The 18,289-nt window shown below is 68.7% G+C and carries 16 protein-coding genes; 11 read left to right on the top strand and 5 right to left on the bottom strand.

All coding sequences use genetic code 11. From position 1 onward, the window contains the following. Positions 1–310 precede the first annotated feature (310 nt). Positions 311–1,792: a glycosyltransferase gene (locus tag E6K79_10185; protein ID TMQ63437.1), complete on the top strand. Its 1,482-nt coding sequence runs from the start codon at positions 311–313 to the stop codon at positions 1,790–1,792. Here E6K79_10185 and E6K79_10180 read toward each other — a convergent pair. Then, complete coding sequence (locus E6K79_10180; protein TMQ63436.1) at positions 1,747–3,090, bottom strand: DUF2029 domain-containing protein; 1,344 nt, start codon at positions 3,088–3,090, stop codon at positions 1,747–1,749. The two genes, E6K79_10185 and E6K79_10180, sit on opposite strands and share 46 nt — an antisense overlap. Positions 3,091–3,116: 26 nt before the next feature. Here E6K79_10180 and E6K79_10175 point away from each other — a divergent pair, with 26 nt between their 5' ends. The 4 genes from E6K79_10175 to msrA all read left to right on the top strand — a co-directional run bounded on the left by E6K79_10175 (position 3,117) and on the right by msrA (position 7,396). Continuing rightward, the gene (locus E6K79_10175) at positions 3,117–4,223 is read left to right on the top strand and encodes a sigma-54-dependent Fis family transcriptional regulator (protein ID TMQ63435.1); all 1,107 of its coding nucleotides are present in this window, start codon (positions 3,117–3,119) and stop codon (positions 4,221–4,223) included. A 217-nt stretch (positions 4,224–4,440) separates the two neighbouring features. Beyond that, positions 4,441–4,884, top strand: coding sequence for an Hsp20/alpha crystallin family protein (locus tag E6K79_10170; protein ID TMQ63434.1), 444 nt, complete (start codon positions 4,441–4,443; stop codon positions 4,882–4,884). Positions 4,885–4,952: 68 nt separating this feature from the next. Beyond that, entirely contained in the window at positions 4,953–6,890 is a 1,938-nt protein-coding gene (gene dnaK / locus E6K79_10165) for a molecular chaperone DnaK (GenBank protein ID TMQ63433.1), read from the top strand. A 32-nt stretch (positions 6,891–6,922) separates the two neighbouring features. Beyond that, complete coding sequence (gene msrA, locus E6K79_10160) at positions 6,923–7,396, top strand: peptide-methionine (S)-S-oxide reductase MsrA (protein TMQ63456.1); 474 nt, start codon at positions 6,923–6,925, stop codon at positions 7,394–7,396. Between the two features lie 31 nt (positions 7,397–7,427). Here the strand turns inward: msrA and E6K79_10155 are convergent, their stop codons facing one another. Beyond that, a complete protein-coding gene (locus tag E6K79_10155) occupies positions 7,428–8,579 on the bottom strand; it encodes an ArgE/DapE family deacylase (GenBank protein ID TMQ63432.1) in 1,152 nt (383 codons plus the stop codon). Between the two features lie 107 nt (positions 8,580–8,686). Here E6K79_10155 and E6K79_10150 point away from each other — a divergent pair, with 107 nt between their 5' ends. From E6K79_10150 to E6K79_10125, 6 genes are read left to right on the top strand one after another with little or no spacing between them, the layout of a single operon-like run. Continuing rightward, positions 8,687–10,204 carry a sigma-54-dependent Fis family transcriptional regulator gene (locus E6K79_10150; GenBank protein TMQ63431.1) on the top strand — a complete coding sequence of 506 codons (1,518 nt, stop codon included), beginning with the start codon at positions 8,687–8,689 and terminating at the stop codon, positions 10,202–10,204. Positions 10,205–10,234: 30 nt separating this feature from the next. Continuing rightward, on the top strand, positions 10,235–10,906 hold the full coding sequence (locus E6K79_10145) for a sigma-70 family RNA polymerase sigma factor (GenBank protein TMQ63430.1): 672 nt from the start codon (positions 10,235–10,237) through the stop codon (positions 10,904–10,906). After that, positions 10,903–11,172: a hypothetical protein gene (locus E6K79_10140; GenBank protein TMQ63429.1), complete on the top strand. Its 270-nt coding sequence runs from the start codon at positions 10,903–10,905 to the stop codon at positions 11,170–11,172. Before E6K79_10145 ends, E6K79_10140 begins: the two co-directional genes overlap by 4 nt. Further along, the gene (locus tag E6K79_10135; GenBank protein TMQ63428.1) at positions 11,169–12,161 is read left to right on the top strand and encodes a glycosyltransferase family 9 protein; all 993 of its coding nucleotides are present in this window, start codon (positions 11,169–11,171) and stop codon (positions 12,159–12,161) included. The genes E6K79_10140 and E6K79_10135 overlap by 4 nt, the downstream gene beginning before the upstream one ends. Continuing rightward, positions 12,146–14,092, top strand: coding sequence for a hypothetical protein (locus tag E6K79_10130; GenBank protein ID TMQ63427.1), 1,947 nt, complete (start codon positions 12,146–12,148; stop codon positions 14,090–14,092). Before E6K79_10135 ends, E6K79_10130 begins: the two co-directional genes overlap by 16 nt. Before the next feature lie 13 nt (positions 14,093–14,105). After that, positions 14,106–15,650 carry a phospholipid carrier-dependent glycosyltransferase gene (locus E6K79_10125; GenBank protein ID TMQ63426.1) on the top strand — a complete coding sequence of 515 codons (1,545 nt, stop codon included), beginning with the start codon at positions 14,106–14,108 and terminating at the stop codon, positions 15,648–15,650. Here E6K79_10125 and E6K79_10120 read toward each other — a convergent pair. Genes E6K79_10120 through E6K79_10110 form a run of 3 tightly spaced genes read right to left on the bottom strand, consistent with a single transcriptional unit; the run spans position 15,631 to position 18,055 of the window. Further along, on the bottom strand, positions 15,631–16,887 hold the full coding sequence (locus E6K79_10120) for a purine-nucleoside phosphorylase (protein ID TMQ63425.1): 1,257 nt from the start codon (positions 16,885–16,887) through the stop codon (positions 15,631–15,633). The genes E6K79_10125 and E6K79_10120 overlap by 20 nt on opposite strands. After that, positions 16,518–17,402 carry a hypothetical protein gene (locus tag E6K79_10115; GenBank protein ID TMQ63424.1) on the bottom strand — a complete coding sequence of 295 codons (885 nt, stop codon included), beginning with the start codon at positions 17,400–17,402 and terminating at the stop codon, positions 16,518–16,520. Before E6K79_10115 ends, E6K79_10120 begins: the two co-directional genes overlap by 370 nt. A gap of 14 nt (positions 17,403–17,416) precedes the next feature. Further along, positions 17,417–18,055 carry a uridine kinase gene (locus E6K79_10110; protein ID TMQ63423.1) on the bottom strand — a complete coding sequence of 213 codons (639 nt, stop codon included), beginning with the start codon at positions 18,053–18,055 and terminating at the stop codon, positions 17,417–17,419. Positions 18,056–18,289: the final 234 nt, after the last annotated feature.

The following is an 18,289-nucleotide window of genomic DNA, read 5'->3' as shown; positions in this document are numbered from 1 at the left end:
GGGACTCGAACGCTTCGGAAATCCAGTGCGTCTCTCCGTCGACTGAGATCCCGATTCGCGCGGGCCGGCGGAGGAGTTGATGCTCGGGCGCGATCGACGGCGCGTAGAGCTCGCGAAGGGCGCCGTGGCGATCTCCGGCGGCGAGGATGCCTCCGTTCCCGACGACGTATGCGCGCGCCAGCGTGACCTCCTTCGATCAAACGGTTGGGAAGAAGCGGAGCACGCACGCTAGCAGACGCGTCCGCGCGCGGTCAACCTTCGCGAGTTAAGCGTTGACAGCCCGGAGCGCGATCCCAATCATTGCGCGGCGATGAACCTGGATCTTTGGCTCGAGTCATTCTCCGCGCGGCGGCTTCTCCTCGGAACCCACCTCCTCGTGTGGATCGTGCTCGCGGCATACGGACTCCATCGGCTTCACTTGATCCGCCTCTATCGCCGCCGGGAGCGGCCCCCGCGGCTTCCGACGACTCCCGACGACTGGCCCGTCGTGACGATCCAGCTCCCGATCTACAACGAGCGATACGTCGTGGAGCGGCTGCTCGATGCCGCGGCCGCCGTCGACTATCCGCGCGACCGGCTCGAGATCCAGGTCCTGGACGATTCGACCGACGAGACGACCGCGATCGCCGCCGGGAAGATCGCCGAGATTCGCGCCCGCGGGATCGACGCGGTCCACGTGCGCCGGGACGACCGTTCCGGCTTCAAGGCGGGCGCGCTCCAGCACGGCCTCGAATGCGCGCGGGGAGAGCTCCTCGCGGTCTTCGACGCCGACTTCGTTCCTCCTCCCTCGATCCTGCGCGACCTCGTTCCGTATTTCGGGGATCCGAGGGTCGGGATGGTGCAGGCGAGGTGGGAGCATCTGAACCGCGACTACTCCGCCTTGGCGCAGGCCCAGGCGATCTCCCTGGACAGCCACTTCCTCATCGAGCATTCGGCGCGAATGCACGGGGAGCGATTCTTCAACTTCAACGGGACGGCGGGGCTGCTCCGGAAGGCGTGCGTCGTCGACGCGGGCGGATGGCAGTCCGATACGCTCACGGAAGATCTCGATCTGAGCTATCGCGCCCAGCTCGCCGGGTGGCGGTTCGTCTTCGCCCCGCAGGTCGGATGCCCCGCCGAGCTCCCGGTCGAGATGAACGCGTTCAAGGCGCAGCAGCACCGATGGGTGAAGGGCTCGATCCAGGTCGCGCGGAAGCTCCTCCCCGAGATCTGGCGCTCCGCCTCTCCGGCGTCGGTGAAGCTGGAGGCGACCTTCCACCTCACCAACAACGTCGCCTACGTGTTCCTCCTGCTCCTCTCGATCATCGTCTACCCGGTTGTCCTCGCCCGCTACGAGAGCAAGAGCCTCCTCTTCACGATCGCCGACACCGTGCTCCTCCTGGCCGCGACCAGCCCGGTCCTCTTCTACTTCGCGTACGCGCAGCGCGAGCTCCGCCGCGATTGGGTTCAGCAGCTCAGGCATCTGCCGTTCGTCCTCTCGCTCGGGATTGGCCTTGCGTTGAACAACTCGCGCGCGGTCCTGGAAGGCCTTGTCGGCTCGCGCGGCTCGTTCCACCGGACGCCGAAGTTCCGGATCGAAGGCCAGAGCGACGAATGGCCGCGGAGACGGTACCGCTCTCCGGTCAGCGTCTGGGTACTCCTGGAGCTGGGCCTGGGCGCCTACTTCGCCTGGGTGATGGTCTCCTTGGCGCAGGCCAAGCTCTACGCGCCGCTTCCGTTCTTCGCGCTCTACCTCTTCGGATTTCTCTACGTGGGTTTGGTCTCGCTCGCCCACGCCGCGCGGCGCGCCTGAGCCTCGCGGCGCCGGCCGATCCACGCCGCGGCCGCCGCGACGACCGCGAGCCCACCGTATTCGACCCAGCGAATCCACGCAGGCTCCGTCCAGGCGCCCGTCGCGAGATAGGCCGGAAGCGGGAGATACGAAAGCGCCGCGAGGCCGCTGAACGCGAGGAGCCCGGCGTTCGGATGAAGCGGTAGGAGCGCGGCGAGGGGAACAAGGTACCAGGGATAGACCGTCGGGCTCGCGAGAAGGTACGCGGTGTAGAGCCCGAGCGCCGCGCCGGTCGCGGAGCGCGCTCGAAGCGAGATCCAGAGCGCGGCCACGGCGAGCGCCGCGGCGAGGAGGAGACGCGAGCTCTTCACGGTCGCTCCCGCGGCGCGAAGGAGCGGATAGAGCGATCCGTTGAATTCCCAATGCGCGGCGTATGTCCCGAGCCCTTTCCAGAGCGACGCGCCGGCATCCCCGAACGGGAGGTAGAAGAGCGCTGAAACCGCCACGGCGACGCCGAGCAGCGCCAGCGCCCGCTTCCGGACCAGGTAGGGCACCAGGAGAAGCGGCGTATACTTCGTGAGGATCGCGACCGCGAAGGCGACCCCCGCGGACGCGGCGCGCCTGGCCTCGGACATCGCGAGGGCGAGCACGAGAAACGTCGCCACCATGAGATCGACATGCCCGCTCCCGTAGCTCTCGATCACGACCAGCGGGTTCCACGCGAAGAGAAGCAGCCGCTCGTCGGCCAATCCCCGGCGGCGCAGCAGGAAGAGGAGGGCGATCCAGAGGGCTGCCTCCAGGGGCAGCATCGCGAGCTTGAAGAAGAGCGGGCTCGGCCCGATCCGGGCGACCGCGCCGAAGAAGAGCTCCGCCGCGGGCGGATAGATCGTCGGCACGTCCCGATGGTTGATCCGGTCCAGGAGCTGATCGTGGAACGGCGCGAGCGACGGGTCGTCGGGCGCGTGGAGGTACGGGTTGACGCCTTGCGCGACCAGGCGTCCATCCCACAGGTAGCGGTAGAGGTCCTCGGAGAGCGTCGGCTCCGTTGGAATCAGGACGAGCCGTGCGAGGATCGCGACCCCTACGACGATCCAGAGCGGGGCGGGCCGCGGCGAGGCTCCGGCCGGGAGGGCGATGGCGGAAGGCGGACCCGCCGGGAGCGTCGCCACCCTCGCGGCGACGAGGTAAGCTCCGTGCGCGACCGCCCAGAGAGCCAGCAGAGCCCCAGTCCGGGCCCGCAAATCGCCGAGCGCCGGGATCGCGGCGATCGCGGCGAGGAGCAGAAGTCCGAGGAGAAGGAGAAGGCCGTGTCGACTCATTGGGTGCGCGGGCCGGAGAGACCATCGTGAAACCCCGCCGAGGCGCGCCGCGCGTGCGACCGACCCGTGTCGCGGATCCGAGGCAACGCACGGATGTCGGTGAGGCCTCCCAGCTCGCGTCGCTCGATCCCGCCACGCGGGGCCTCTGGGAAGCGCACCCGGCCGCGGAGGCGCCCCGTCGCGCCGCGATCACCCAGAACATGATCGGCGTGAGCCCGCGCATGCAGCGCGTCTTCCGCTTGATCGAGAAGGTCGCCCCGACCGAGAGCACCGTCCTTATCACCGGCGAGAGCGGGACCGGGAAGGAGATGGTGGCGACCGCCATTCACCTCCAGAGCCGCCGCGCGCACCGGCCGTACGTGATCGTGAACGCCGCGGCCGTTCCGGAGTCGCTCTTCGAGAGCGAGCTCTTCGGCCACGTGAGGGGAGCGTTCACCGGAGCGGTCTCCGACAAGGTGGGGCTCCTCAAGCGGGCGGACGGCGGGACGCTTTTCCTCGACGAGGTGGCCGAGATGCCGCTCGCGGTGCAGGCCAAGCTCCTCCGCGCGCTCCAGAACGGCGAGGTCCGGCGTGTCGGGGACTCCGAGGCGTCGCGGGTCGACGTCCGCGTGATCGCCGCGACGAACCGCGACCTGAAGCGCTCGCTCGAGGAGGGAAAACTCCGCGAGGACCTGTACTACCGGCTCAGCGTCTTCCAGATCGAGCTCCCCCCGCTTCGGGAGCGGCGGGAGGATATTCCGCTCCTCGCGAACTACTTCCGCGAGCGCTTCGCGAGGCGGCTCAAGAAGCGGGTCGAACGATTCAGCGAGCGCGCTCAGTACTATCTGATGCGCTACGATTATCCGGGCAACGTCCGGGAGCTGGAGAACGCGATCGAGCGGGCCGTGACGTTGGCGGAGGGCCGGGAGATCAGCCATCTCGACCTGCCGCCGACCTTCCGCGAGAAGCAGGTGCCGCTGCTCGGAGAAGGGGACGCCTTCCCCTACACCGAGTCCATGACCCTCGCGCAGCTGGAGGCGGAGCACATCCGCCGCGTCCTTAACCACCTCGCAGGGAACACGACCAGGGCGGCCAAGGCGCTCGGGATTTCGCGCTCGACTCTCTGGCGGAAGATGAGAGAATATCGGGTATAGTGGTTCCATAATGGAACAGAACGTCGTTCTATTTCGAAACGTATGTTTCATTTTGGTACTGCCAGCGGCGGACCAACGAATTGCTTAAGTCGTGAATTGATAATAGATTGACGCGATACCGTATTCTGGCACGGTTGGTGCCCCCCGTCTTGGTTGAGCGTGCGAAGCAGCATGGGGCTGCATTCGCGAATCATCAAGACAGAAGGAGGGCACAACCATGACACTCGTACGTTGGAGTCCAGTGCGTGACGTCCTTGCGGTTCGGGACGAGATGAGCCGGCTTCTCGAGGAATCATTCGGCCGCGGCTATGGCCCGGAAGGCCCCGTGGCATGGCACCCCGTCGTGGACATCGAGGAGCAGCCCGAGAAGTACGCGGTTCGGGCGGAGCTGCCGGGGTTGAAGTCGGAAGACATCAAGATCACCCTCATGGACAATCAGCTCGTCATCCGCGGCGAGAAGCGCCGGGAAGAGGAGAAGAAGGACAGCACCTACCACCGCGTCGAGCGCGTGTACGGCCAGTTCGAGCGCGCGTTCAAGCTGTCGCATGCGGTGCAGTCCGACAAGATCGAAGCGACCTATCGCGACGGCGTGCTCGAGGTGAGCATTCCGAAGGCCGAAGAGGCCAAGCCGCGCGAGATCCAGGTCAAGACCGCGAAGTAAGGGCGTAGCTCAAAATCGGGCGTGGAGGGGTGTCGAGCCCCTCCGCGCCTATAGAAAACGGAGGAGATATGGGCAAGATCATAGGAATCGACCTCGGTACGACCAATTCCTGCGTCGCCGTGATGGAGGGTGGGGAGCCGGTTGTCATTCCGAACGCCGAGGGTTCCCGCACCACTCCCTCCGTCGTCGCATTCACGAAGACCGGGGAGCGGCTGGTGGGCCAAGTGGCCAAGCGCCAGGCCGTGACCAATCCCCACAATACGATCTACTCAATCAAGCGCTTCATGGGCCGACGCTACGCTGAAGTCGTGGAAGAGGCCAAGAACGTCCCGTACAAGGTCAAAGAGGGGAAGAACGGCGAGGCCGTGATCGAAATCGACGGGCGCTCGTTCACTCCGCCCGAGATCTCGGCGATGATTCTCCAGAAGATGAAGCAGACGGCGGAGGACTACCTCGGCGAGAAGGTCACCGAGGCGGTCATCACCGTGCCGGCGTACTTCAACGACACGCAGCGCCAGGCGACCAAGGACGCCGGACGCATCGCGGGTCTCGAGGTGAAGCGGATCATCAACGAGCCCACCGCGGCCGCGCTGGCCTACGGGCTCGACAAGAAGAAGGACGAGAAGATCGCCGTCTATGATTTGGGCGGCGGCACCTTCGACATCTCGATCCTCGAGCTCGGGGACGGCGTGTTCGAGGTCAAATCGACCAACGGCGACACGCACCTGGGCGGCGACGACTTCGACAAGCGCGTCATCGACTGGCTGGCGGATGAGTTCAAGAAGCAGGAAGGCGTCGACCTCCGCCGGGATCCGATGGCGCTCCAGCGGCTCAAGGAAGCCGCCGAGAAGGCGAAGATCGAGCTCTCGACCGTGATGCAGACCGACGTGAACCTGCCGTTCATCACGGCGGACGCGAGCGGGCCGAAACACCTGAACGTCGCGCTGACGCGGGCGAAGTACGAGCAGCTCGTGGACGACCTGATTCAGCGGACGGTCCCACCGTGCAAGCAGGCGATCCAGGACGCGGGGCTCAAGGCGCCGGACATCGATGAAGTGATTCTGGTGGGCGGCGCGACGCGGACGCCCAAGGTCCAGGAGCTGGTGCGGACCTTCTTCGGGAAGGAGCCTCACAAGGGCGTGAATCCCGACGAGGTCGTCGCGATCGGCGCGGGAATCCAGGGCGGAGTCCTCGCGGGCGACGTGAAGGACGTCCTGCTGCTCGACGTGACGCCGCTCTCGCTTGGAATCGAGACTCTGGGCGGGGTGACGACGAAATTGATCGAGCGGAACACGACGATCCCGACCAAGAAGAGCGAGGTCTTCTCGACCGCGGCCGACAGCCAGCCGCAGGTGGAGATCCACGTGCTCCAGGGCGAGCGCCAGATGGCGGCCGACAACAAGACGATCGGGCGCTTCACGCTCGACGGCATCCCGCCGGCGCCGCGCGGCGTACCGCAGATCGAGGTGACGTTCGACATCGACGCGAACGGCATCCTCCACGTCGCGGCGCGCGACAAGGCTACCGGCAAGGAGCAGCGGATCAAGATCGAGGCGAGCGGCGGGCTCAACGAGGCGGAGATCAAGAAGATGGTCACCGACGCCGAGGCGCACGCCGAGGAGGATCGGAAGCGGCGCGAGGAGATCGAGGTCAAGAACCGCGGCGACGCGCTCGCTTACGAGACCGAGAAGAACTTGAAGGAGCTGAGCGACAAGATGGACAGCGAGTCGAAGGCGCGCGTCGACAGCGCGCTCGAGACCCTGAAGAAGGCCATCGAGCGGAACGACACGGCCGAGATCAAGACGGCCAGCGAAGCGCTCTCCAAGATCTGGAACGACGTGTCGAGCAAGCTCTACGCCGAGGCGGGCAAGGGTGGCGGACCCGCGGGCGGCGGACCCGGAGGTCCGGCGGGCGAGGGCGGCGCGAGCGGCCAGCCCGACGGCGGATCGAGCAAGAAGGAAGGCGGCGACGGAGCGGTCGACGCCGACTTCGAAGTGGTGAAATAATCAGCGAAGGAGCGAGCGTGCGTCAGGTCACATTGGAGAAGGCCACATTTGGCGCCGGCTGCTTCTGGGGCGTCGAGGCGGCGTTCCGTACCGTGAAGGGTGTTGTCTCGACCCAAGTCGGCTACTCGGGAGGGCGCACGCCCGCCCCGACCTACGAGCAGGTATGCTCGGGGCGGACCGGACACGCCGAGGCGGTCGAGGTGACCTACGATCCGACCCTGGTCTCCTACGACGACCTGCTGCGGGTGTTTTGGGAGAACCACGATCCCACGACTCCGAACCGCCAGGGTCCGGACGTGGGCGAGCAGTACCGCTCGGCGATCTTCTTTCATACGCCCGGGCAGGAGGCCGCGGCGAAGGCGTCCGTGGCAATCCTCGAAGCGGAGAAGCGCTTCCGCCGCCCGATCGTGACGCAGATCGTTCCCGCCGGGCCGTTCCATCGGGCCGAGGAATATCACCAGCAATACTTGGAGAAGCGCGGCCAGGCGAGCTGCCACATCCGCTAGCCCTGGTACCCAGCCGCTCGATACCGAACCGCTAGCCCCCGGTACCGAACCGCCGCGCCGCCTCGAATAACACCTCGGCGCAGCGCACCACCGAGTCGGCTTCCACCCATTCTTGAGCCTCGTGGGCGCCCGCGCCCGAGGGACCGTAGATCACGCTCGGGATCCCCGCGCTCGCGAAGATGGCCGCGTCGGTCCAGTAGCCGACGCCTACCTCCGCCGGCGGGGAGCCCGCGACGGATGCCGCGGCGCCTCGAACCGAGCGGACGATCGCCGACTGTGGATCGGACGTGAGTGAGGGCCGCGCGAAGTCGAGGCTGATCTCGGCGCTCTCGCCGGCGTCGGCGACCACGCGCCTCAGCTCCTCCAAGACGCCCTCCGGCGTCTCGCCGGGAAGAGTCCGACGCTCGATCTTGAGCTCGCACGCCGGCGCGTAGGTCGTGAGGCCGGCCCCTCCCTGAATCATCGCGCAATGCATCGACGCGGGACCAACGAGCGGGTGGCGACGAGAGCGGAGCACCTTGCCGTCGAACTCCTCGAGCGCGGCCACGATCCGCCCCATCATCCCGATCGCGCTCCGCCCCAGATCCCACCTGCTTCCGTGCGCCGCGTGCCCCGCGGTCCTGAGCGTGGCCCAGACGAATCCCTTGTGCGCGATCACCAGGGAGCCCTCCGTCGGCTCGGCCAGGATGCAGCCGTCCGCCCGGTGGCGCGCCGCGAACTGCTCCGCGCCCGCGCTCGTGTACTCCTCGTCGGCCACGAGCGCCAGGGTCACCGTCCCCGCGACGCCCGTCTGCTCAAGCGCCGCGCCCGCCGCGAGCAGCGCCGCGACCCCGCACTTCATATCGTAGCTTCCGCGCCCGTACACGCGGCCGTTCTCCAGTCGCGGGTCGAACGGGTCGATGGTCATCCCTTCGGTCCCGACGGTGTCGATGTGGCCGCAGAGCACCAGCGACGGCCCCGGGCCTTTGCCGATCGTGCCGACGACGTTCGGACGGCCGGGCGCCGCCTCCTCGAGGGACGCCTTCACCCCTCGCGCCGCGAGCCACCCGCGGATGTAGGACGCGATCTTGGCCTCACCGCCCGGCTCGCCGGGCGCCAGGATCGGATTCACCGAGGGGATTCGAACCAGGTCGCGGAGGAGCCCGACCACCTCGTCGGCCGCGAGCGCCTGTGGTTTCATCATCGGGCGCGCATTGTACCATCGGGACGCTCCCCGGGGGCTCCCTCCCCGACCCCCAAATCCCCCTAATCTTCGACCCCCAAAACGCCGATACCATTTCCGTTAGGGGCATGCTGTGCCCCGTCGGGGGCAAAAGGGGGAGCCGCAACGCCTTGAATCTCAACGTGGCCATAATCATGCCGCCCGGTCCGGAGCGGGACGACCTCGTCCAGCGCGTCGAGGCCAACGGCTGCGCCGTCCAGGTCGCGGACGACGTCAGCCAGCTGCTCGCGCGCGGGGGGGACGAGGGCTGCTCGGTCGGCATTCTCGATTTCGGCGACGCGCTCGCCGGAGGATCGTCGAACGGGGCGGCGACGAATGGGGCCGCGTCCGGGGACGCCGGGGGGTCGGCTCCGGACCAGGGAACGCGGCGGGAGGCCGTGCGCCTTCTGAAGCAGCGCTCACCGCGCATGCAGCTGGCGCTCTGGCTCGACCGGTCCGCAGCGGCCGAGGGCGCCGAGATGAACCAGCTCGGCATCCGGAACATTTTCCTGAAGCCGATCCGCTTCGAACCGATCGACACCCTCCTCAAGGCGGCCGGCAGGAGCGCCAGTCAGCACGCCCGCGAGCAGCGCGAGACGGCGCGCGTTCAGGAGGAATTCCGATTCGACCGGATCGTGGGGAAGAGCGCGCAGATTCACGAATCGATCGAATTGGCGCGGAACGTCGCCCGCTCGGGCGCCACGTCGGTTCTGGTGCTGGGCGAAAGCGGCGTGGGGAAGGAGCTCTTCGCGCGGGCCATCCACGGCGAGAGCCCTCGGTCGCGCGGGCCGTTCATGGAGATCAACTGCGCCGCGATTCCGCGCGAGCTCTTGGAGAGCGAGCTCTTCGGCCACGAGAAGGGCGCCTTCACGGACGCGACGCAGCTCCGCGTCGGTCTCTTCGAGGCTGCCGAGCACGGCTCGGTATTCCTCGACGAGGTGGCCGAGCTCCCGTTGACGCTGCAGGCGAAGCTCCTGAAGTTCCTCGACTCGAAGATCGTGCGCCGCGTGGGCGGCTCGCGCGACATCCAGGTCGACGTACGGATCCTGGCCGCGACGAATCGCTCGCTCATCGACGAGGTGCGGCAGGCACGGTTCCGCGAGGACCTCTACTACCGCCTCAACGTCGTGCCGATCGAGATTCCGCCGCTCCGGGAGCGGGACGGCGACGCCGCTCTGCTCGCGACGCTCTTCGTGGAGCGCGTGGGCCGGAAGCTCGGGAAGAACGTGCGCCTGACGGCCCAGGCCGAGCGCGACATCGCGCGCTATCCCTGGCCCGGAAACGTGCGCGAGCTGATGAACGTCATCGAGCGCGCGGTGCTGCTGACCCACGGGGACGAGATCGGGCCGGCCGAGCTCGCGATTCCCAAGCTTCGCGAGCGGGCGCATGAGCCCGCCGATCCCGCCGACATCGGGATTCGGATTCCTCCCGAAGGAATCTCTCTCGTCGCGGTCGAGAAGGTCGTGATCGAGGAGGCGCTGAATCTCGCCCGCGGAAACGTGGTCGAGGCGGCCCGCCTGCTCCATATCGGGCGCGGGAGCCTCCGATGCAAAATGCGCCGCCACGGTCTGACCCGTGAGGAGCCTGTTCGAGCCAGCGTCGCGTAAGGGCCCTCCGCCCTTGACACTCCCCGCCGAATCCCCGTAGCCTCGATACGATTTTCGAACCCACCACCCACCCGTCTGCATCGTAGGATCGAGGAACGCGTGGCCACAGCGGAGACGGACGAGCAGCTCGTCCGTAAGTCACAGCAGGGAGACGAGCGGGCCTTCGGGGAGCTGGTCAACCGCTATGAGTCCAAGGTATACAGCTTGGCGCTGAAGATGCTCCGCAACCCGGATGACGCGGAGGACGTGCTCCAAGATACGTTTCTTCGCGCGTATCGCGGCATCAAGGCGTTCCAGGGCAACTCGACGTTCTCGACTTGGATCTATCGCATCACGGCCAACTCGGCCCTCATGCGATTGCGCAAGAAGCAGCTTCCCACGGTGTCGATCGACGACGCGGAAGAGCGCGAGGCCCCGATCAACATCGCAGACTGGGCGCCGAGCCCCGTGGAGCAGCTGCTCAGCAAGGAGACCCAGCAGGCGATGAACGAGGCCATCGAGGCGCTGCCCCCCGAGTTCCGGCAAGTGTTCGTCCTCCGCGACGTGGAGGAGCTCTCCAACTCCGAGGTCGCCGACATCCTCGACCTCTCGGTGGCCGCCGTGAAGTCCCGGCTCCACCGGGCGCGCCTGAAGGTCCGAAACCGGCTCGCCTCCCACTTCAGCGAGCCGAATTCCCGAAGCGCCATGGGGGCCAAGTCATGATGAGCTGCAAGGAGGTGCTCGATTTCCTCTCGTCGTATCTCGATGAAGACCTGAAGCAGGAGGTCGCCGTCGAGATGCACAAGCACATCGGCATGTGCAGCGATTGCCGGGCCGAATTCGACACGCTCACGATGACGATCAAGCTCTACCGACACTGGGAGGAGCCGCAGATGCCGCCCTCCTGCCACGACCGCCTGGTCAAGGTCCTCGAGATCGAGAAGATCCGGTTGAAGCGCGACCAGTCCGCCTCCGGCTCGGGAGCATGACCGCGGCGCCCGGATCGTTCCACGAATCCGAACCGCGCCGAATCCACCTCTTCCGCCCCCAGAATCAGCTCGGTGACCTCCTTCTGAACGTGCCCGCGATCCGATCGATCCGCGAGCGCTTCCCGCGCGCCCGCATCACCCTCGTCGTCGGCAGACAGAACGCGGCCGCCGTGCTGGGCCAATCGTGGGTCGATGAGGTGCGCGTCGTCGAGCCCGGAGACGTGCTGGGCCTGGTCCGGGCCGCGCTCCCCCGGGGAGGGCGCCCCGATCTCGCTGTCTACTTCACCACCGTTTCGTATTCCAAGGGCGGCGGCCTTCTCGTGCGCGCGTCCCGCGCACGCGAGCGGATCGGCTTCGACCCCGCGCGATACGGGAAGCGCGACCACGCCGGCTTGACACGCGCGCTCCGGTACCCGGAGCGAACGCTCCACCAGTCGGAGGTGAACGGGATTCTGGCTACGGCCGCGGGGGCAGGCCCCCCGCCCCCGCCGCCGCACTACATCCCGGACGCCGAGCTGGCCGCGACCACGCCGGCCGGCGCGGTCTACCTCCACCCCGGCGCCGGCAAGGTGAAGAACCGCTGGCCCGCCGAGCGCTTCGGCGCGACGGCGCGGGAGCTGACGCGGCGGGGCCTCGAGGTCCAGTGGATCGAAGGCCCGCAGGACGAAGGCTGCGTTCACGAGGCGTCGCGCGCGCTCGGGAAGACGCTTCCGGTCGTTCGGAGCGAGCCGATCGCCCGGCTCGCGGCGCGATTCGCCCGCGCCTCGCTCTACATCGGGAACGACACCGGGCCCCTTCATCTCGCCGCCGCGACGGGCTGCCCTACGGTCGGCCTCTACGGCTGGTCCGACCCGGCCGAGTGGTCGCCCGTCGGGCGCTGCGTGCGCAGCGTCCGGGCCGCGGACCGCTCCCTGGAATCGATCGACCCTTCCCAAGTGCTCGATGCGGCGCTGCCGCTACTGATGGAGGAACGATGCGCCACGGCATGATCTCCGCGCTGGCGTTCCTGGTGCTCCTGGCACCGGCCGCCGCACGGAGCCAATCGGCGAAACCGGGAGCGGCTTCCGCGGCGCTCCTCGAGGATCGGAACGCGATCGCCGAGCGCGAGGGCACGCGCGACACGACCGGCCTCGCGGTCCTCCTGCTCGAGAACGGATCGCCGAAAGTCCGCGCCGCCGCGGCGATCGCCCTGGGGCGCATCCAGAATCCGGGCAGCGCTCCCGCCCTTGCCCAGGCGCTCGACGACAAGTCGCCGATCGTCCGCCGCGAGGCGGCCTTCGCCATCGGCCTCGTGGGAGACTCCACGGCGACGCCCGCTCTCCTCCTCCGCCTCAGGCCGGAGGTCGATCCCACCGTTCGGGAATCGATCCTGACGGCGCTCGGGATGCTCGGCGCCCGATCGGCCGGCTCCACGCTCGCGCGATCGATGCGGGCGCCCCACGCGACGGAGCGGTGGGCCGCGGCGCTGGCCGCCGCGCGCTCGCGGGATTCCTCGCTCGTGGAGCCCCTTTCGGCCGCGGCGAAGGACGCGCGTCCCGAGATGCGCTGGCGCGTGGCATACGCGCTCGGCCGGATCGGAGATCGCCAAGGCGCTCCCGCGCTCCGCAAGCTCTCGACCGACAAGGTGGAGGTCGTGCGCTACACCGCCGCGCGCGCCCTCGGAGACGTCCGGGATTCCTCCGCCGCCCCGCGGCTGGTCGCGCTCCTCGTCGATCCGTCGTGGCGCGTTCGCGTGAACGCCGCGCACTCGCTGGGGGCGATCCAGGCCCGGCGCGACGCACGCTCGCTTCGGCCGCTCCTCAAGGACCCGAGCCCGCACGTCCGGTGGGAGGCCGCGGTCTCCCTCGGTGCGATTCTCGATTCGTCGTCGGTGCTTTCGCTCACCGCGGCGCTCCAGGACAGCGCGAGCGGCGTCGTGCAAGGGGCCGCGATGGCGCTTCTCCAGATCGAAGGCGAGCGCGCGGTCTCGAAGGTCGCGCCGGCGATCGACCTCCTGCCGCCCTTTCTGCGCTCCGGCCTCTTGGAGGCGCTCGGTCCGGTGCCGGGCCCCTTGGCTCTCGAGCTGCTCATCGCCCGCGCCAAGGATCCTACCGACGCGGCGCAGGCGGCGGGCGCCGCGTCGGGGCTCGCGAAGCGCCAGCCCGACGCGGCGGCATCGATTCCCGTGCTCCGCACCCTCCTCCAAGGCGACCGCGACTACACGATCCTCTGCTCGGCCATGGAGGCTCTCGGGGCGCTCGGCGACAGCGCGTCCGTGCCGGCGATCACCGTATTTCTCGCACGATCCGGGAAGCCCGAGGACGCGGATGTCCGCGCCTCCGCGGTCTCGGCGCTCGTCGCGCTCAAGACGGCCCCCGCGCTCGAGGCGCTCCGGGGAGTGCTTCACGACCCCGAGCGCCGCATCCGCGAGGCCGCGGCCGGGGCCCTGGGGCTGCCTCCCGCATCGGCGGCCGCGGGACCGGCGCCGGTCTTGCGTGTCGAGCCGATCCCGGCCTCGCCCGCTACTTCGGCCACCTTGGAGACCGATCGCGGCACGATCCGGATCGCCCTCGACGCAGCGCACGCGCCCCGCACCGTCGAGAATTTCGCGCGCCTCGCGCGCTCGGGTTACTTCGACGGGCTCGCGTTCCACCGCGTGGTGCCGAACTTCGTCGTGCAGGACGGCTGCCCCCGCGGCGACGGCTGGGGCGGCCCCGGCTACGCGATCCCGTGCGAGTACAACGCCCTTCCGTACGACGTGGGCACCGTCGGGATGGCCCTCGCGGGAAAGGACACGGGCGGGAGCCAGTGGTTCATCACGTTATCGCCGCAGCCGCGCCTCGAGGGACGCTACACGGTGTTCGGGAAGGTAGTTTTGGGGATGGAAGTCGTGGAGCGCATCATGCCGGGAGACCGAATCCTCCGCGTCACGGTGCGGTGAGCGCGACGGAGCGGTGAAGCCGCCCCCGCTCGACCGTCCGGGCCTCGTCGCGGCCCTCCTCTTCGTTCTTGCCCTGAGCATCCTCTTCGCCCGCTTGGGCGAGGGGCATCTCGCCAACTTCGATGATTGCTACTACGCGGAGAAGGCGAAGGAGATGGTCCGGGGCGGGGACTGGCTGACGCCCCACTTCGCGGGAACCCCCCGACTCGACAACCCGCCCCTCTTCCTCTGGCTTCAGTCGGTCGCCTTCCTCGTGCTCGGCGTGAACGATCGGGCCGCGATCTTCTGGTCCGCTCTATCGGGCGCGCTCTGCATCCCAATCCTCTATAGGCTCGCGCGGCTCCGCCTCGGGCTCGATCCGTTCGAGTCGTGGAGCGCCGCGACCGTGCTCCTCACGACGCAGTATTTCCTGAAATACGCGCGCCACGCCATGTTCGACGTCTTCCTGACCCTTCTCTTCCTCGTGGCGATCTACGCTTACGTGCGCGCCGTCCAGGGCGAGCGGAGGAGCTTTCTCCTCCTCGGTCTGGCAACGGGCCTGGGAATCCTGACCAAGAGCGTGCTTGGTCTCTTTCCGCTTACGGTGGCGGTGGTCCACCTCCTTGCGACGGGGCGCGGGCGCACCCTCCGCGACGGCTGGCTCCTCGGCGGCCTCGGCGTCGCCGCCCTGGTCGCCGCTCCGTGGTACGTCGCCAATTTCCTGCGCTCAGGGGGTCAGCTGCTCGAGGAGCATTTCCGGTGGCTCCTCTGGCAACGTGGCCTGGGCATCGGAGGCGGGGTTCGTCCCTGGTGGTCCTATCTCGACTACCTCCGCGAGCTCGGGCAGGTCTACTGGCCCTGGCTCCCGCTGGCGGTGGCGGGCCTGGTGATCGCGATCCGCGAGACGGCGGCCCCGGCGGTCGCGGCCACGGCGCCAGCGTCCACGGCGGCAGCGGCCCCGGCGGTCGCGGCCCCGTGGAGCCGGCGCGACACGGCTCTGCTTCTTCTTCTCTGGCTCTTCACGGTCGTCGGGATCATGTCGCTCGGCGCGGAGAAGAAGCTTTGGTACGTGATGACCGCGTTTCCTTGTCTCGCTCTCCTCGCGGGGCTCGCGGCCGGCGCCTGGATTCGAGGCGAATCGCTTCGCCGTCGGGTAGAGGTCGGCGGCTTCGCCCTGTGCGGGGCGGCCGCGCTCGCCCTCTGGCTTTTCCCGATCCCGCTTTCGAAGGAGAGAAGACCCGACCTTCAGCGGATGGCGATCGCCGCCCGCGCGCAGGTGCCGCGGGGGGCGACGCTCTTGAACCTGGACGCAGGCTATTGGAGGACCGTGAACCAATTCCTCTACTACTCCGACCACGACATCACCCAGCCGCTTCGCGATCCCGCGCTCGTCCGGCGCGGGCTCCAAGAGGGCGGCGTCGCGCTTCTGTCGGCGGACGGGTTCGCGAGCGTCGCGGAGGGGGACACGGCCGCGTACTCCGTGATCGCCGCGTCGGGCGCGTGGCGCATCGTCCGGACGCGCCCTCCGAGCGGGGCGCCCGAATCGCGCCCTGCGAGGCTTACGCCAGCGCCAGGATGAGCCGCTCGAGGAGCGAACGGAGCGGCTTGGACGCGCCCGCCACCGCCGCGGTCACGTCGGCGTGGCTCAGCCGTGCTGTCCCCTTTCCCGCCGCCCAATTCGTGATGCAGGAGATCGCCGCGACGGGAAGACGGATCGACGCCGCGAGCGAAGCCTCCGCCGCGGTCGACATGCAGACCGCATCCGCGCCCATCCGCTCGAGCATCGCGATCTCGGACGGCGTCTCGTAGGACGGGCCCAGCATCACCCCCAGGGTGCCGCGCTCCGCGCGCACGCCGGCCATCGTCGCGGCGTGGGCCGCCTTGGCCACAAATTCCTCCGAGTAGGTCGGCCGCGCGGTGAGGCCCCGCGGGTTCGCGGGCGCGTCGGGCGCGTCCATATCGGTATCCGGCGGGTCGACGCGCGTGGGCGCGCGCCACTGGAGACTCACTTGATCCTGCACGAGCATCAGCGAGCCCGGCGTCATCCGCCGCGAGATCCCGCCCGCGGCGTTCGTCAGGATCAGCGATTTCGCTCCGACCGCCGCGAAGAGGCGGATGATGCGCGTCACCTCCTCGGCGGAATAGCCCTCGTAGAGGTGAGACCGGCCCTGCGCGACGACGACGGGGCGGCCGGACCAGCGCCCGAGCAGGAGGCGGCCGGAATGCCCCGAGACCGTCGATCGGGGAAGTCCGGGGATCTCCGCGGTCGGAATGCTCGCCTCCCAGGCCACCCCTTCCGCCAGCACGCCAAGCCCGCTTCCCAGCACCAACGCGACGCGCGGCACGAGCTGCGTCCGCCGCCGGACGACGCGGAGCGCCTCGTGCGGGTCGAACGCGGGGGGCCGATCCGATGCGGCCGTCGGGCCGCCCGTGATCCGCGCCGCGCTCACAGCACGTCGGGATCGGTGCGGGCCTGAGGGGAGGCGGCGAGCCGGAGGCTCCGCCGCGAGAGGAACACGAGGTAGAGAAGCGCCAAGAGGAAGGGCGCCACGTCGAGGATCACGAAGCCGCTCTGGAACCCGGTACCGTACGGTCTCGCGGATCGGATCAGCGCCGGTCCCGCGGCCAGGAGGATGCCGCCCCACACGGTCCAGCGGCTCGCGATCGCGCACGCGAGCGCCAGGTAGCCGAGGGCGATCGGCGGGGCCGTGGGGTGCGCGTGAAGCAGGAGCGCCGCGGCCGGCACGGTCCAGAGGGCGCCCAGCACCAGCGCGACGAATCGGTAGGCCGTCGGGCGGGAGCGGGGAACGCGCCAAGCCGGATTTTCGCCGAACGCGCGGAGCCGGATGCCGAACGGCGTGTGCCAGAGGAGCCATCCCGCGAGAGCGAGGAGAATCGGCGCGCCGAGGAGCCACGGGTTCGCGATCAAATCCTCCGCGTAGGTACCGTCGAAGATCGTTCCCGTGAAGAGCCCGGGCGGCGGGACCTCGTGAAACAGGCGGAGATCTCCGTAGCGCGCGAAGAGGCCGAGGGCGGACGCGGGCACGAGGCTGAGCGCGAACGAGCCCACCGCCGGATCGGCGCGGAAGAGATTCACCAATGTCCCGCACACGATCGCGAACGCCGCCGCCGCGCCCGCCGCGACGAGGCAGGAGAGCCAATAGTCGCCGGTCCACTCGTAGCCGAGCAGAATCCCGAGCATCGCCGACGCGACGCAACCTTCGACTCCCAGCCCGGAGAAGCCGGAGCGTTCCCAGTAGAGACACGCCACGACGAGGAGGGCTAGGGCGGCCCACTCGACCGGAAACTGGAGCAGGGGAACCCAGACCATCGGCGCGCCCCCGGTCAGCCCGATTCGCGCAACAGAGCCCGAATCTTCGTCTTCAAAAGGTCGATGGCGACCACGTTGTAGCCGCCTTCGGGGATCACGAGGTCGGCGTAACGCTTCGAGGGCTCGACGAACTGGAGGTGCATCGGCCTCACGCTCGACTCGTACTGGCGGATCACCTGATCCAGGGTGCGGCCGCGCTCGGTCAGGTCGCGCTTCAGCCGGCGGATGAAGCGGATGTCCGGATCGGCGTCGACGTAGAGCTTGATGTCCATGAGCTGGCGTATCGCGGCATCATCCAGGATCAGGATGCCGTCGAGGATCAGGATCCGCCGCGCCTTGGCGCGGACCGTGTGGGGATTGCGGGTGTGGGTGCGCATCTCGTAGACGGGCAGATCGACCTCGCCGCCGCTGAGAAGCGTCTCCAGCTGGGTGCGGAGCAGGTCGCGGTCGAACGCATCCGGGTGGTCGAAATTGCGGCTCTCCCGCTCGCCGAGCGGGATGTTGCGCAGGTCGCGATAGTAGGAGTCCTGCTCGAGGATCAGCACGTTGTCGCTGCCCAGATCCTCCGAGATCGATTGCGCGACCAGGGTCTTGCCCGCCCCCGTTCCCCCCGCGATGCCGATCAGGATTCCGCGCCGATTGGCCGCCGACATCAGGCGGCCCCGGACGAGTGGGTGGCGTGCTCCGACTCGAGCTCGGCCTTCGAGATCGCGGCGATGTAGGGGAGATGCCGGAAGCGTTCCGCGTAATCGAGCCCGTAGCCGACGAGGAAGCGATCCGGCACCTCGAACCCGACGTAGTCGAGCGGGACCTCGCGCTCGCGCCGCTCCCGCTTGTCGAGGAGGGTCGCGATGCGGAGCGAGCGGGGCTTTCGAGACAGAAGCGCG

The sequence above is a fragment of the Candidatus Eisenbacteria bacterium genome, assembly GCA_005893305.1.
Lineage (GTDB): Bacteria > Eisenbacteria > RBG-16-71-46 > SZUA-252 > SZUA-252 > WS-9.
The sequence above is the reverse complement of the archived record's forward strand: the minus strand, read 5'-3'. Positions and strand labels throughout refer to the sequence as shown.